General features: G+C 71.8%; 14 protein-coding genes. 1 reads left to right on the top strand and 13 read right to left on the bottom strand.

Features of this window, described 5'->3' with window-relative positions:
- Position 1 precedes the first annotated feature (1 nt).
- From PQS31_RS02930 to PQS31_RS02955, 6 genes are all read right to left on the bottom strand, one after another.
- Positions 2–1063, bottom strand: coding sequence for a TraB/GumN family protein (locus PQS31_RS02930; protein WP_272761173.1), 1062 nt, complete (start codon positions 1061–1063; stop codon positions 2–4).
- 20 nt (positions 1064–1083) lie between these two features.
- Positions 1084–2001, bottom strand: coding sequence for a DUF1684 domain-containing protein (locus tag PQS31_RS02935; RefSeq protein ID WP_272761174.1), 918 nt, complete (start codon positions 1999–2001; stop codon positions 1084–1086).
- Positions 2002–2035: 34 nt separating this feature from the next.
- Positions 2036–3886 carry a DNA mismatch repair endonuclease MutL gene (mutL, locus tag PQS31_RS02940; protein WP_272761175.1) on the bottom strand — a complete coding sequence of 617 codons (1851 nt, stop codon included), beginning with the start codon at positions 3884–3886 and terminating at the stop codon, positions 2036–2038.
- A gap of 103 nt (positions 3887–3989) precedes the next feature.
- Entirely contained in the window at positions 3990–5480 is a 1491-nt protein-coding gene (locus tag PQS31_RS02945; protein ID WP_272761176.1) for an N-acetylmuramoyl-L-alanine amidase, read from the bottom strand.
- A gap of 88 nt (positions 5481–5568) precedes the next feature.
- Positions 5569–6054 (bottom strand): tRNA (adenosine(37)-N6)-threonylcarbamoyltransferase complex ATPase subunit type 1 TsaE, encoded by a 486-nt coding sequence (tsaE, locus tag PQS31_RS02950; RefSeq protein ID WP_272761177.1) that lies wholly within the window; start codon positions 6052–6054, stop codon positions 5569–5571.
- On the bottom strand, positions 6051–7568 hold the full coding sequence (locus tag PQS31_RS02955) for an NAD(P)H-hydrate dehydratase (protein WP_272761178.1): 1518 nt from the start codon (positions 7566–7568) through the stop codon (positions 6051–6053). Before PQS31_RS02955 ends, tsaE begins: the two co-directional genes overlap by 4 nt.
- Positions 7569–7651: 83 nt before the next feature.
- Between PQS31_RS02955 and queG the strand changes: the two genes are divergently transcribed.
- Positions 7652–8686 (top strand): tRNA epoxyqueuosine(34) reductase QueG, encoded by a 1035-nt coding sequence (queG, locus tag PQS31_RS02960; protein ID WP_272761445.1) that lies wholly within the window; start codon positions 7652–7654, stop codon positions 8684–8686.
- 34 nt (positions 8687–8720) lie between these two features.
- Here queG and PQS31_RS02965 read toward each other — a convergent pair whose 3' ends face one another.
- The 7 genes from PQS31_RS02965 to folK form a co-directional block, all read right to left on the bottom strand.
- A complete protein-coding gene (locus tag PQS31_RS02965; RefSeq protein ID WP_272761179.1) occupies positions 8721–9224 on the bottom strand; it encodes a GNAT family N-acetyltransferase in 504 nt (167 codons plus the stop codon).
- The gene (pgi, locus tag PQS31_RS02970; RefSeq protein WP_272761180.1) at positions 9221–10753 is read right to left on the bottom strand and encodes a glucose-6-phosphate isomerase; all 1533 of its coding nucleotides are present in this window, start codon (positions 10751–10753) and stop codon (positions 9221–9223) included. The genes PQS31_RS02965 and pgi overlap by 4 nt, the downstream gene beginning before the upstream one ends.
- Positions 10753–11133, bottom strand: a complete 381-nt coding sequence (panD, locus tag PQS31_RS02975) for an aspartate 1-decarboxylase (protein WP_272761181.1) — start codon at positions 11131–11133, stop codon at positions 10753–10755. Before panD ends, pgi begins: the two co-directional genes overlap by 1 nt.
- A 111-nt stretch (positions 11134–11244) precedes the next feature.
- Positions 11245–12105 (bottom strand): pantoate--beta-alanine ligase, encoded by an 861-nt coding sequence (panC, locus tag PQS31_RS02980; RefSeq protein ID WP_272761182.1) that lies wholly within the window; start codon positions 12103–12105, stop codon positions 11245–11247.
- A 54-nt stretch (positions 12106–12159) separates the two neighbouring features.
- A complete protein-coding gene (locus PQS31_RS02985) occupies positions 12160–12543 on the bottom strand; it encodes a GFA family protein (RefSeq protein ID WP_272761183.1) in 384 nt (127 codons plus the stop codon).
- Between the two features lie 23 nt (positions 12544–12566).
- The gene (panB, locus tag PQS31_RS02990) at positions 12567–13382 is read right to left on the bottom strand and encodes a 3-methyl-2-oxobutanoate hydroxymethyltransferase (protein ID WP_272761184.1); all 816 of its coding nucleotides are present in this window, start codon (positions 13380–13382) and stop codon (positions 12567–12569) included.
- A gap of 4 nt (positions 13383–13386) precedes the next feature.
- Positions 13387–13875 (bottom strand): 2-amino-4-hydroxy-6-hydroxymethyldihydropteridine diphosphokinase, encoded by a 489-nt coding sequence (gene folK / locus PQS31_RS02995; protein WP_272761185.1) that lies wholly within the window; start codon positions 13873–13875, stop codon positions 13387–13389.
- Positions 13876–13885: the final 10 nt, after the last annotated feature.

Below are 13885 nucleotides of genomic sequence, written 5' to 3' on the forward strand. Positions count from 1 at the left end.
GTCAGCGCGCGCGCACCGCGCCGGGCACGGCAGTCCCCGCCGCGCAGGCCGAGCAGACCCGCTCGACCGCGTAGCCCTTGGCCGCGAGCTTCTCCACCACGCCGTCCTCGCCGAGCAGATGCAGGGCACCGACGACGACGAGAATCGTGCCCGGCTGCTGCAGCATCTGCTCGAGTTTCGGCAGCCAGGCGTCGTTGCGGCTGGTGTTGATGCGGGCGTAGAGCGCCGGCGAGCGCGCGCGCATGTCGCCGGCCATGCCGGTCCACAGGGCGTCGGCGTCGCCCGCGCGCCAGGTCGAATGCAGCGCCTCGATGGCCGCCGGGCCGGCATCCGCCTGGTCGAGCGCTTCGAGCAGCATCTGCACCTGGTCGGCACGCGCCATGCCGTCGAGGAATTCGATCTGCTGCGCGGCCGTTTCCAGCCCGGCGGTCGCCAGGCCGGCCTCGCGCGCGCGGCGTGCGAGATGCACGTCCAGCCCGTGCTGCGCCTGCAGTCCGTAACGGCCGAGTTCGGTCGTCGTGACCAGCAGCGAGGCGAACCAGGGTTCGAACAGTTGGAAGGCCTGGGTTCCGAGGCCGGTGGCCTGAAGCGTGGCCTGGTTCACTTGGCCCCATGTCGCGAGCCGCGCGGCCGCATCGGCCGGGAGGTCGTCATCAAGGCGGCTGCCGTCGGTGCGCAGGCCGGCCTGCATCATCTGCATCGCGAGCGTCGGCGAACTCAGCTCTTCGGGCGCGAGTTCGAACACCACCTCGTCGGCCGCCGCGAACGCCTGTTCGACCTCGTCGGCCAGCGGATAGTCGTCCGCCGTGAGGAAGTGGAACGAGCCGAGCAGATAGAGATCACCGGCCTCGCCCACCACGCGCCACAGCAGCGGCACCGGCGGCGACCGCGGCACCTCGTCGATGCGCGGCACGTCGCCGGGCTGTCCGGCCATCGGGGCGGCCACCGGGACGTCGGTGATCTGCGGGATGACCGGGCGCTCGGCCTGCACCGCGCCGCCGACCAGCAGCGACAGGACGACGGCGAGCCCGGGAAGCAGGCGTGAAAAACGGCGACGCGACATGGACACTCCGGTGACGACGCTCAGGGCGCCGGACGATAGGCCTTCTCGCCGGCTTCGATCGCGAGATCGAGACGGTTTCCGTCCGGCGGCAACGGACAGGTGGCGAAGGCGGTGAAGGCGCAGGGCGGATTGTAGGCACGGTTGAAATCGAGCACGACGCGGCCATTCGCGTCCGGCGCCGCGGTGTCGAGATAGCGCCCGGCGCTGTAGCTGCCGCGTCCGCTGGTGCGATCGGCGAGGATCAGGAACAGGCCGCCGTCGGCGCCTTCGAGCGCCTGCAGGGTGTACGTCGCCCCATCGCGCTCGAAGCGCACCGTCCCCGGCGAGACGGTCGGCTCGATCAGACCGAGGATGTTGGCAATTTCGATCCGTGTGCCGGGCGCGGCCGGGGTGAACCGCGCCTCGATCCGCCAGGCGCGGTCGATCGGCCAGTACTCGAGACCCGCGAAACGCCGCCGCGCCTCGGCGTCGGCATGGCGCACGCGTACGAAGGCGATGCCGCCACGCTCGATGATCGACAGCGCGCCGCGGCCCTCGTCGAACGCCAGCCAGTCGGGTGCGCCGTCGCGATCGCTGCGCAGCGTGACGCGGCCGCTGACCGGCGCGCCGTCCAGCGTCGCGGCCTCGCCGCGCTCGGGCATGAACGCATAGGCGCCGTCGCCGCTCTGCAGCAGTCCGAGGCGCGCCGGGCCGTGGCTCAGGCGGATGCCGCTGCCGGGCGCGCTGCCGATGAAATGCGAGCGCAGTTCGATCCGGTGCAACCCGGTCAGGCCGGTCCAGCCGTCGGGCGCGGTTAGCGCTTCCTCGCGCGCCATCCGCGCGACCTGGGTCCGTGACGCGAATTCGGCATCCAGCCGCGTCTGCTCGGCGCGCGCGGTCGTGTCGTCGCCCGGGCCGGGCGTCGCGTCGCAACCGGCGAGCAGCAGCGCGACGACCATGCTGCAGACAATCCCGCGTATCGAGACCGGCATGTCAGCGTCCTCTCAGGAACCAGCGATCGATTTCGGCGAGCGGAAAATGCGCCCAGGTCGGTCGTCCGTGATTGCACTGGCCGGAGCGTTCGGTGGCTTCCATCTGCCGCAGCAACGCGTTCATTTCGGGCAGCGTGAGGCGACGGTTCGCACGCACCGCGCCGTGGCAGGCCATCGTCGACAGCAGCTCGTCGCGCGCGGCGCGCACCCGGCGGCTTTCGCCGTGTTCGCGCAGATCGGCCAGCACGTCGCGCAGCAACGCCTCAGTGTCGCCCTGGGCGAGCAGCGCCGGCACGCTGCGCAGGATCAGCGACTGCGGCCCGCTTCGCGAGACCTCGAAGCCGAGTTCGGCCAGCGTGGCGGCTTCCTGCTCGGCGACATCCGCCTCGCGCTCGGAGACGGCCACCGTCTGCGGCACCAGCAGCGGCTGCAGGCGCACCCCGTCCCCATCGTGAGCGCGCTTCAGCGCCTCGTAGCCGATGCGCTCGTGCGCGGCGTGCATGTCGACCACGATCATCCCGTCAGCCGCCTGGCTCAGGATGTAGATGCCGTGCAGCTGGGCCACCGCATACCCGAGCGGAGGCACGAACGCCGTGTGATCCTGCCCGGCCGCGGCCGGACCCGGCTCCACCGTCGATCGGGACATCACCGGCGCCGCCTCGACCGCCGGGGTGCTGCCGTCGCCGGTTCCATAGAGACTCGCGTACGCCGCACGCGCCTCGTCGACGCGCAACGACAGATGCGACTGCGGCATTGCCCGCGACCAGGCCGCAGTCGGCGCATCGGCCGCGGTGCCGCCCGGTCCGGTCGCGAGTGGCGCGGCGGCGTGGGCGTCGACGGCAGGCGCGGCCTGCCCCGCGCGCGTGTCGGCGAGGGCCTCGTGCAGGGTGCGGTAGACGAAATCGTGGATCAGCCGCGCATCGCGGAAGCGCACTTCGTGCTTGGCCGGATGCACGTTGACGTCGACGCGTGTGGGATCGAGCTCGAGAAACAGCACGTAGGCCGGCTGGCGCCCGTGATACATCACGTCCGCATACGCCTGGCGCACCGCATGGGCCACGCTGCGATCGCGGATCGAGCGGCCGTTGACGTAGAGATACTGCTGATCGGCGCTCGCGCGCGAATACGACGGCGCCGCGATCCAGCCGTGCAGCTGCAGCCCGGCCGCGGCATGCTCGACGCGCAACGCGGCCTCGGCGAAATCGCGACCGAGCGTCTCCGACAGCCGCGCGTCGGAGAACAGCGTGTCTTCGCCCTTGTAGCGACGCGACGGCTTGCCGTTGTGGCTCACCCGCAACTCGACGTCGGGCCGCACCAGCGCCAGCGCGCGCAGCCATTCCTCGATATGTCCGAGTTCGGTGCGCTCGGCGCGCAGGAACTTGCGGCGCGCAGGCACGTTGTAGAACAGGTCGCGTACCTCGACCGTGGTGCCGCGCGGATGCGATCGCGGCGTGACGTCGCCGACCGCGCCGCCATCGACCTGGAGCATCGCGCCGTGCTCGGCCTCGTCGCGCCGCGACACCAGGGTGAAACGGCTCACCGACGCGATCGACGGCAGCGCCTCGCCGCGGAAGCCGAGCGTGGCCACCGCTTCCAGATCGTCGAGCGAACCGATCTTGCTCGTCGCGTGCCGCGACACCGCCAGCGGCAGTTCGTCGGGCGGAATCCCGCCTCCGTCGTCACGGATGCGGATCAGGCGCACGCCGCCTTCCTCGAGATCGATATCGACGCGCCGGGCGCCGGCGTCGAGCGCGTTCTCGACCAGCTCCTTGACCACGGATGCAGGCCGTTCGACGACCTCGCCCGCGGCGATCTGATTGATCAGGGTGTCGGGCAGTTGGCGGATCGGCACAGGCGGCGTGGCGCGGTGGGCGCATCGGCAGAACGGCCCACGATGATACCGGCCATGCGACGCGCGGGTTCGATACCTCGACGCGGGACGCGCCGACGCGCGCTCAGGGACTGCCGCCCGCCTGCTGCGCCGCGGCCGCGGCGCGTGCGGCGTACAAGGTGCCCGGCGGCGGCTGGTTGGTGAAGAAGGCATTGATGCCGTCGAGCACCGCGGTGGCGATGCGGCGCTGATGGGCGGGGTCGCGCAGGCGCTGCTCTTCTTCGGGGTTGGAGATGAAGCCGGTCTCGACCAGCATCGCCGGCATGTCGGCGTTGCGCAGCACGGCGAAGTTCGCGTACTCCACGTTCGGCTTGTGGGTCTTGCCCAGCGCGCGCAGACCGGTCAGCACGTGCTCGGCGGCGTCCTGCGAGGCTTTCATGTGGCCGCTCTGGGCGAGATCCAGCAGCACCGAGGACAGGGTGTCGCGTTCGAGGCGCACACCGCCGACGAGGTCGGCATTGTTCTCGCGGTCCGCCAGCCAGCGGGCCTGTTGCGACGAGGCGCCGCGCGTGGAGAGGGTGTACACCGACGATCCGTAGGCCGCGCGGTTGAGCGCGGCGTCGGCGTGGATCGAGACGAACATGTCCGCCCGCGCCTGGCGCGCCCGGCGCGCACGTTGCGGCAGTTCGACGTAGGCGTCGTTGTCCCGGATCAGATGCGCGCGCATGCCGGGCGTCGCGTTGATCTGGCGCGCCAGCTCGCGCGAGATCGCGAGCACGATGTGCTTTTCGTAGGTGCCCGCCGGCCCGATCGCGCCGGGGTCCTGCCCGCCGTGACCGGGATCGATCGCGATGACCAGCGGACGCATCGCCGAGGTCATGACCGGCGGCGCGGGCGCGCGCGTGGACGGCGCCGGCGTGGCTGCCGGCTCGGGACGCGTGGCCACCGGCGCGGCTGCAACCGCCGGCGTCTGCACCGGCGGAGCGCCCGGCGCGGGCGGATTGGCGGATGCCGAAGCGGGTTCGGTGGTGACCGACGGCGCAGCGGCCGTCGCGGTCTGCTGACGCATGGACTCGATCAGCCGGGTCGTGGCGTCGTTGGATGCCGGCGCGGGATCGACCGGGGCCGCGGGCGTCGGCGTGCTGCCTGCCGCGGGCGCCGCGACCGCCGGCGCGGCCTGCGCCGCGATCCGGGCGATCGGATCACCCTCGCCGTCCCCGGGCCACTGCAGAACCAGACGCACGCCATCGGGCCCGTCCTCGATCCGCGGCGGCGTCGCCACCGTGGCATTGGACAGGTCGAAGACGATCCGCGTCGTGCCGGCAACCGGCTGACCGCTGCGCACCGCCTTGACGATGCCCTGTCCCGGCGGCAGCGTGAGTCCGCTGCGCAGGCGTGTTCCGGGCAGATCGACGACCAGCCGGTCGGGATTGCCCAGCGGAATCACCTTGTACTCGGCGCGGGCGTCGAGCCTGAGCTCGGCCGACGTGCCTGTCGGCCCGCTGCGCACGTCGACGCCGCGCAACTCCGCGCCATAGGCCAAGTTCCAGCACAGCGCAACGAGCAGCGCGATCGCCAGCAAGGCCTGAGACGGATTGATCCCCCGGATGCGCATGCGGCCTAGTCAATCATCGCCGCCAGGACAATGCAATACGTTTTTCCTTTCAAATCCGGAGCCTGCACAGCCTTCCTGTGGTTTCGGTTCAGGAAAGGGGCCCAAGCTCCGGTCGCGCCCTCAGACGTGTCGACCAGTCGCGTCCGCCCGGGCCGACCGGTTCGAGGACAACCCGCCGCCCTGCCCCCGCGTGCTCCAGCATGATCCGCAGGTCCGGCGCAGGCAGCGCCTGCGCCCCACGCTCCGGCCATTCGATCAGCCACAACGTCGCCGCGACGTCGTCGAGTCCCAGGAATTCGAGTTCACCCGCGTCGCCGATGCGATAGAGATCGAGGTGCAGTGCCTCGCCGCCCGCGACGGGATAGCGTTCGACCAGCGTGTACGTGGGGCTGCGGATCGTGCCGGTGACGCCGAGTGCACGCAACCAGCCGCGTGCCAGCGTCGACTTGCCTGCGCCCAGGTCACCGACCAGATGGACGACCGACGGTATCGGCGCGGTGGCGGCCAGCGCCTGCGCGAACGTCACCGTGGCGGCCTCGTCAGGGAGACTCCAGGCGTCGTGTTCCTCGCTCATCGGCGTGGCTCCGGATTGGCGAGCGCATGAAGCGCCGTGAACAGATCGGTCGGGCGCAGGCCGCGCTCGCCACGTTCGCGTGCAGCGGCATCCCCCGCGGCCCCGTGCAGCAGCGCGCCACAGACGGCCGCGTCTTCGGGCGCGAGCCCTTGGGCGCGCAGCGCGGCGATCACGCCGGTCAGCAGATCACCCATGCCGCCGGTCGCCATGCCGGGATTGCCGGCGGCGATCAGCCACGGCGTGACACCGGGCGCGGCAACCAGGGTGCCGGCGCCCTTGAGCACGACGACGGCCGACCAGCGCGCCGCCAGGGCGCGTACCGCGGCCGGACGGTCGCGCTGCACGTCGGACGTCGTGCAGGCCAGCAGACGCGCGGCTTCGCCCGGATGCGGCGTGAGTATCGTGCCGACCGGCAACGCACGCGGTGCGCCGGCGAGCAGGTTCAGCGCGTCGGCATCGAGCACCAGCGCAGGTGCCGCGTCGAGCACGTCGGCATACAGTCCGTGCGCCCAGGCGCCGCGCCCCAGTCCCGGACCGAGGGCGACCACGTCCGCGGCCTCGAGCAGGCCGGCCAGTGCGGCGTCGGTCCCCACCGCGCTCGCCATGACTTCGGGACAGCGGGCCAGCAGCGGCGCGATGTGCGCCTCGCGGGTGGCGACGTTGACGAGGCCCGCGCCGGTGCGCAGCGCGGCTTCGGCCGTGAGGAGCACGGCGCCGCCGAAGCCGTGGTCGCCGCCGACGCAGAGCACGCGGCCCGACGCGCCCTTGTGGCTGTTGCGCGCGCGCGGTTGCAGCCAGTGCGCGAGATCGCCGACCGAGACGCGACGCGCGGCCGGCGTCGCCGCGGCGCATGCGGCGGGCCCGACACCCAGCGCGTCCAGCGACAGCTCGCCCGCGTGATCGCCCCCGTCGCCCGTCTGCAGCCCGACATGGGCGGCGAGGAACTGGAGCGTGCGGGTGGCGTGCACGGCGGGCCCGGGCGCGCTGCCGCGGCTGGCATCGAAACCGCTGGGCACATCGAGTGCGAACACCGGCGCGCCCGATGCATTGATTGCGCGTATCAATTCGGCCGCCTCGCCCTCGGCCGCCCGCGACAACCCGATGCCGTAGAGCGCATCGACGACCAGGTCGGCCGGCGGCAGATCGGCTTCGAAGTCCGATACCTCACCGCCCGCGGCGAGGAACGCCGCGCAGGCCGCCTGCGCCGGCGGCGTGCGCGGCGCGTCCGTGGCCAGGCGCACGACCTGCACCTCGCGCCCTGATTCCAGCGCGTGACGCGCGAGCACGAAGCCGTCGCCGCCGTTGTTTCCCGGCCCGCAGACCACGAGCAGACGTCGCGCCTGCGGCCAGTGCGCGAGCACCGAGCGCCACCCTGCCTGCCCGGCGCGCGCCATCAGCGCGCCCGGATCGTCGACGTCGGCCAGGGCCGCCGTCTCGATCGCGCGCAGCGCCTCGGCGTCGTACAGCAGGGTGCCGGGAGCGGCGGCAGCGGTAGTGGCACAGGGAGCACTCATCGCGCGGATTCTATACTTGGCGCATCGTGAGCCAGCCCGCCTCCGCCATCGACGCCGTCGCATGCGCGCCCTCGCCGCTGCGCATGGCCGAGCGCGTGCGTGCGATCGCCGCCGAGATGGGCTTCCAGCGCTGCGGTATCACCGGCATCGAACTCGGCGAGGACGAAGCCCACCTGCGCGACTGGCTGGCCCGCGGCCTCTACGGCACGATGGACTGGATGGCGCGCCACGGCGACCTGCGCGCGCGCCCTGCCGCGCTGCTGCCGGGCACGGTGCGGGTGATCTCGGTCGGTCTGGATTACGGCCGCAACGACGACGACAGTGCCTGGACCACGCTCGCCGACGGCACCCGCGCCTACGTCGCGCGCTATGCGCTGGGCCGCGACTATCACAAGCTGATGCGCAACCGGCTGCAGAAATTCGCCGACCGCATCGCCGCGGAATTCGGCACGTTCGGCCACCGCGTGTTCGTCGACTCGGCGCCGGTGCTCGAGCGTGCGCTGGCCCGCAACGCAGGCCTGGGCTGGATCGGCAAGCACACCTGCCTGATCGACAAGGACGGCGGCTCCTGGTTCTTCCTCGGCGAGATCTACGTGGACATTCCGCTGCCGGTGGATGCCCCCGCCACCGCGCACTGCGGGACGTGCACGCGCTGCATCGAGGTCTGTCCGACGCAGGCGATCATCGCGCCGCACCGGCTGGATGCACGTCGCTGCATCGCTTATCTGACCATCGAGCACGACGGCGCGATCGATCCCGCGCTGCGGCCGCTGATCGGCAACCGCATCTTCGGTTGTGACGACTGTCAGCTGGTCTGCCCCTGGAACAAGTTCGCCAGGCGCACCGACGAGCCGGACTTCCGCGCGCGCAACAATCTGGACACCGCCAGCCTGGCCGAGCTGTTCGCCTGGAACGAAGACGACTTCCTGCAGCGCACCGAAGGCTCGCCGATCCGCCGCAGCGGCCACCGGCGCTGGCTGCGCAACATCGCGGTCGCCCTCGGCAATGCGCCGACGACGCCCGGTACGATCGCGGCGCTGCACAGCCGCCGGCATTCGGGCGATGCCCTGGTCGACGAGCACATCGAATGGGCGCTGGCGCAGCACGGCATGGCGTGAGCCGGCGCACGGCGGCGCGAACGCCCCCCGCGCCTCAGGATTGGGCAGCGAGTCGCGCCATCAGGGCGACATCGACGTACGCACCATCGCGCAGCGCATAGGCGCGGGCGGTGCCTTCGCGCTCGAAGCCGTGCGCGGTGTAGAGCGCGATCGCGGCCGTGTTGTCGAGATACACCTCGAGTTCGATCCGGCGCACGCCGTGCCAGCGCTCCGCAGTGTCGATCGCGGCCGCGAGCAAGGAACGCCCGATGCCCTCGCCGTGCCGCGCGGCCGACACGGCCATACCGAGGTTGGCGACATGCCGGCGGCGGGGATGCTGCAGGACCTCGAAACCGGCGGCGCCGACCACGGTGCCGGCGTCGTCCGCGACCAGCTGGACCACGTGGCCCGGCATGCCCGACAGGCGCCGTGTCCACGTGTCCAGTGACGAATACGGCGGTTGCAGGGTGCCGGTGTAGGCCGGCGCTTCGGAGAACAGCGCATGCAGACCGGCGGCATCCGCCGGCTCGGCATGGCGGATGCGGAGGCCCGCGCTCACCCGCGCGCGGCGCGCGCGCGGATCTCGTCCAGAAGCGCGCCGGTGACCGGGTCGTCCACAGCCACACCGTCGCCGCGGACCGCCGGCAGCAGCTCGCCGGCGATGCGCTTGCCCAGCTCCACGCCCCACTGGTCGAAGGCGTTGATGCCCCACAGCACCGACTGCGCATAGACGCTGTGCTCGTAGAGCGCGATCAGCGCGCCGAGGCTGCGCGGGGCGAGCCGGTCGAGCAGCAGCAGCGTCGACGGGCGATTGCCCGGGTAGGACTTCTGCGGATCTTCGGCCGCGTAGCCGTTCGCCAGCGCCTCGGTCTGCGCCAGCAGGTTCGACAGCAGCGCAGCGTGGTTCTCCACGTACGGATGCGCCGGCGAGACCACGCCGATGAAATCGGCCGGCACGGCCTGCGTGCCCTGGTGCAGGGCCTGGAAGAAGCTGTGCTGCGAATTGGTGCCGGGGCCGCCCCAGAGCACCGGGACCGTCTCGATGCCCACGTCGTCGCCGTCCGGGGTGACCGACTTGCCGAGACTCTCCATCACCAGCTGCTGCAGATAGGCCGGCAGCAGCGCCAGACGCTCGTCGTAGGGCAACACCGCGTGCGTGGACAGACCCAGTGCGTTGCGGTTCCAGATCGCGGTCAACGCGTGCAGCACGGGCAGGTTCTGCGCCAGCGGCGCCTCGAGCACGTGCGCGTCCATGTCCGCGGCGCCCGCGAGCAGGGCCTCGAACCCCGCCATGCCGACCGCCAGCGCGATCGAGAAACCGACCGCCGACCACAGCGAATAGCGACCGCCCACCCAGTCCCACATCGGCAGCACGCGCTCGGGCGCGACCCCGAAGGCTTCGGCGCGCGGCACGTTGGCACTGACCGCGTAGAGGCGCTCGCTGCCGCCGAGCCAGTCGCGGACCACGGCGCCGTTGAGCAGGGTTTCCTGGGTGCTGAAGGTCTTCGACACCAGAATCGCCGCGGTGCGCGCCGGATCCAGCCCCTTGAGCAGATGCTGGGCGTCACTGCCGTCGACGTTGGTGAGAAAGTGCACGCGGAACCGGCCGGTGCCGAAATCCTTGAGCGCGTCGACCACCAGCCGCGGCCCGAGATCCGAGCCGCCGATGCCGACGTTGACGATGTCGGTCACGTCCGACGCCTCCAGCGCGGCGACCAGCTCCGCCATGCGCGTGCGCGCCCGGGCCGCCTGCGCGTGGGCATCGCGCGCGATCGGGGCCTGCGACAGCGCGGAGCGCAGGGCGACGTGCAGCGCCGGCCGGCCTTCGGAGGTGTTGACGGTCACTCCGTCGAACAGGGCACGGACGGCCTGGCGCAGGCCGGCCGCGTCGCCGAGGGCGACCAGCGCGTCCCGCGCGTCGCGGTCGTAGCGCTGGCGCGCGAAGCTGGCATACAGGCCGCCGACGCGCAGCGCGAAATCGCGCGGGCGTCCGGTGTCGGCCGTGACCAGGTCGGCGATCCGCGCCGCGTCCAGGCGTCGCGCATGCGGCGCCAGCGTGGAATCGATCCGCTGCGCCGCCGTGGCCATCAGGCCGCCTGCGCCGGAATCGAATCGTTGGTATGCGTCATCCGGTTCTGGCGGTCGACGTAGACCAGCTTGGGCTTGAACGCCGCGACCTCGGACTCGTCCAGCGCACCGTAGGCGCAGATGATCACCAGATCACCGACGCCGGCCTTGTGCGCGGCGGCGCCGTTGACCGAGATCACGCCGCTGCCGGCTTCGCCCCGGATCGCGTAGGTCGCGAAACGCTCGCCGTTGTTGATGTTGTAGATCTCGATGCGCTCGTACTCGCGGATGCCCGACAGCTCGAGCAGGTTGGCGTCGATCGCGCAGGACCCTTCGTAATGCAGTTCGGCGTGGGTCACCGAGGCGCGATGGATCTTGGCTTTGAGCAGGGTCAGTTGCATGGCGATACGGCCGGAAGGCATCGGGAAACGCGGAAAGTCCCGCAGGAACCGGCAAGTATAGGGACGCGATGTGGCATCGCAACACGCCCCGTCCAGGGGCCGGCCGTGGGTTCAGCCGGCGGCGTCGCCCGCGCCCGAGCTGAATTCGAGGTTGTCGATCAGGCGCGTGCGCCCCAGCCGGGCCGCGGCCAGCGCCACGCCGTCTCCGCCCGCATACGGCGCCAGATCCGGCGCCCGCACCTCGACGTAATCCACCTCGAAGCCGGCGGCGCGCAGCGCTTCGACCGCCCCGGCCTCGGCCGCCGCGGCGGACTGTCCCGCCTGCAGCGCGTCGCGCAGCGACGCCAGCGACCGATACAGCGCCGGGGCGCGAACGCGGGCCTCCGCATCGAGGTACTGGTTGCGCGAGCTGCGGGCCAGGCCGTCGGCTTCGCGGGAAATCGCCACCGGCAGTATGCGCACCGGGAACGCGAGGTCGGCGACCAGATGCGTGATCACCGCGACCTGCTGGTAATCCTTGCGCCCGAAGGCGGCGACATCCGGCTGCACCTGGTTGAACAGCCGCGCGACCACCGTGGCCACACCGTCGAAATGGCCCGGCCGATGCGCGCCGTCCAGAATGGTGGTGATGCCGGGCACGCGCACGGTGACCGTGCGCGCCACGCCCAGCGGGTACATGGTCTCGACCGAGGGCAGCCACAGCAGGTCGCAGCCGGCGGCGTCCAGCCCCCGGGCGTCGGCCTCGGGCGTACGCGGATAGCGATCGAAATCCTCGTTGGGACCGAACTGCGTGGGATTGACGAACACGCTCGCGACGATGCGGTCGACGTGCGGCTTCAGCGCCTCGACCAGCGCGTAGTGCCCGGGATGCAGGTTGCCCATCGTCGGCACCAGGCCGACGCGCAGTCCCTCGCGTTTCCAGCCGGCCACGCGCGCGCGCAGCGCATCCAGGTCTTGCACGATGTCGATCACGGCGGATCCGCTTGCGGGGAATGCGCGATTTTCGCAGATCCGCCGGCCCGCGCGTCAGCGCGCGTGCTGCGGCAGGCCGTCGTCGATCGTGTAGTAGTCGCCCTGCTCGGCCACGAAGATGTGCATGTGCAGCCGGGTGGCCGTCGGTGTATCGAAGGCGCCCATGGCGACGGCGATCTTCGCGCCGCCGATCGGCGCCCAGAACAGCGACGCGCCGCAGCGCCCGCAGAAGCCGCGCCGCACCTTCGGCGAACTCGCGTACCAGCGCAATGCGCCCTGCGGGTCACGCACCGTCAGGGCCTCGACGGGCACGTCGCTGGATGCGAACACATGCCCCGACGATTTCCGGCAGGCCACGCAGTGGCAGGCGTCGGGCGGCGCCAGCGGCACTGCGACCTCGAACCGCACGTCACCGCACAGGCAGGATCCACTCGGCATCGCTGACGCTCCCGACGCGAAGGTTACCGATAGCTGTGCTCGGGCCCCGGAAAACGGCCGTCGCGTACGGCCGCGACATACGCCCGTACCGCGCCGTCGACCGAACCACCCTCGGCGAGGAAGTCGCGCACGAAGCGCGGACGGCGATGACCGCTGTCCAGGCCCAGCATGTCGTGCAGCACCAGTACCTGTCCGTCGCAGTCCGCCCCGGCGCCGATGCCGATCGTCGGCACCGGCGATGCCGCGGTGATCGCGGCGGCCAGCGGCGCGGGCACGCCTTCGAGCACCATCAGCGCCGCACCCGCCTCGACGACGGCGTGCGCCTGCTCGCGCAGCGCCTGCGCAGCCGCGTCGCCGCGCCCCTGCACCTTGAATCCGCCGAAACGCAGCACCGACTGCGGGGTCAGCCCGAGATGCGCGCAGACCGGGATCTCGCGTTCCACCAGGAAGCGCACGACCTCGCATTTGTTCGGGTTCGCGCCCTCGAGCTTGACCATGCCGGCCCCGGCCTGGAGCAGGCGTGTGGCGGCGTCGAGCGCCCGCTCGGGGGTCGCATCGGCCTGGAACGGGAGGTCGGCGACCACCAGCGCGCGCCGCGCCGCGCGCGCGACGCAGGCGGTGTGATACGCGATGTCGTCGACGGTGACCGGCAGGGTCGAGCCGTGGCCCTGCACCACCATGCCGAGCGAATCGCCGACCAGCAGCAGATCGACACCGGCCGCGTCGAGCACGCGGGCGAAACCGGCGTCGTAGGCGGTCAGCATCGCGAGCCGGCGACCGGCGGCGCGGGCCTCGAACAGCGCGGGCACGGTGACCGGCGCGGAGTGGGATGTGTCCATCGCGCTAGCGTAGCGCTTCGATGCCACCGCGATCCACGCGCGCGAGCGCGGCGGCGGCGGAGCCGACACCGGGAATCACGGCATCGGGCTCGAGTTCCAGCAGCGGCACCAGGACGAACGCGCGCGCGTGAAGGTAGGGATGCGGCACGGTCAGTTCCGGCAACGTGATCGACGCATCGCCGTACAGCAGCAAATCGAGGTCCAGCGTGCGGGGACCCCAGCGTGCATCCGCCGAACGCTCGCGCCCGAAACCGCGCTCGATATCCAGCAGACGTGCGAGCAGCGCCGCGGGCGCCAGCGTCGTCGTGCATGTCGCCACGGCATTGATGAAGTCGGGCTGGTCCTCCCGGCCCCAGGCGGGCGTGCGGTACAGCGACGAGCCGCGCACACCGATCAACTCCGGCTGCGCCGCCAACGCATCCAGCGCTGCGCGCAGCGTCGCCGCGGCGTCGCCCAGGTTCGCGCCCAGGCCGATGAAGACGCGTGCACGCATGCGGATCGGC

This window comes from Luteimonas sp. BLCC-B24, assembly GCF_028550595.1.
In the GTDB taxonomy this organism is placed as follows: Bacteria; Pseudomonadota; Gammaproteobacteria; order Xanthomonadales; family Xanthomonadaceae; genus Luteimonas.

Bases quoted from the DNA above. Each gene is read 5' to 3' on its own strand.
- PQS31_RS02930 (WP_272761173.1), bottom strand. From the start codon at position 1,063: ATGTCGCGTCGCCGTTTTTCACGCCTGCTTCCCGGGCTCGCCGTCGTC.
- PQS31_RS02935 (WP_272761174.1), bottom strand. From the start codon at position 2,001: ATGGTCGTCGCGCTGCTGCTCGCCGGTTGCGACGCGACGCCCGGCCCG.
- PQS31_RS02945 (WP_272761176.1), bottom strand. From the start codon at position 5,480: ATGCGCATCCGGGGGATCAATCCGTCTCAGGCCTTGCTGGCGATCGCG.
- tsaE (WP_272761177.1), bottom strand. From the start codon at position 6,054: ATGAGCGAGGAACACGACGCCTGGAGTCTCCCTGACGAGGCCGCCACG.
- PQS31_RS02955 (WP_272761178.1), bottom strand. From the start codon at position 7,568: ATGAGTGCTCCCTGTGCCACTACCGCTGCCGCCGCTCCCGGCACCCTG.
- queG (WP_272761445.1), top strand. From the start codon at position 7,652: ATGGCCGAGCGCGTGCGTGCGATCGCCGCCGAGATGGGCTTCCAGCGC.
- pgi (WP_272761180.1), bottom strand. From the start codon at position 10,753: ATGGCCACGGCGGCGCAGCGGATCGATTCCACGCTGGCGCCGCATGCG.
- panD (WP_272761181.1), bottom strand. From the start codon at position 11,133: ATGCAACTGACCCTGCTCAAAGCCAAGATCCATCGCGCCTCGGTGACC.
- PQS31_RS02985 (WP_272761183.1), bottom strand. From the start codon at position 12,543: ATGCCGAGTGGATCCTGCCTGTGCGGTGACGTGCGGTTCGAGGTCGCA.
- panB (WP_272761184.1), bottom strand. From the start codon at position 13,382: ATGGACACATCCCACTCCGCGCCGGTCACCGTGCCCGCGCTGTTCGAG.
- folK (WP_272761185.1), bottom strand. From the start codon at position 13,875: ATGCGTGCACGCGTCTTCATCGGCCTGGGCGCGAACCTGGGCGACGCC.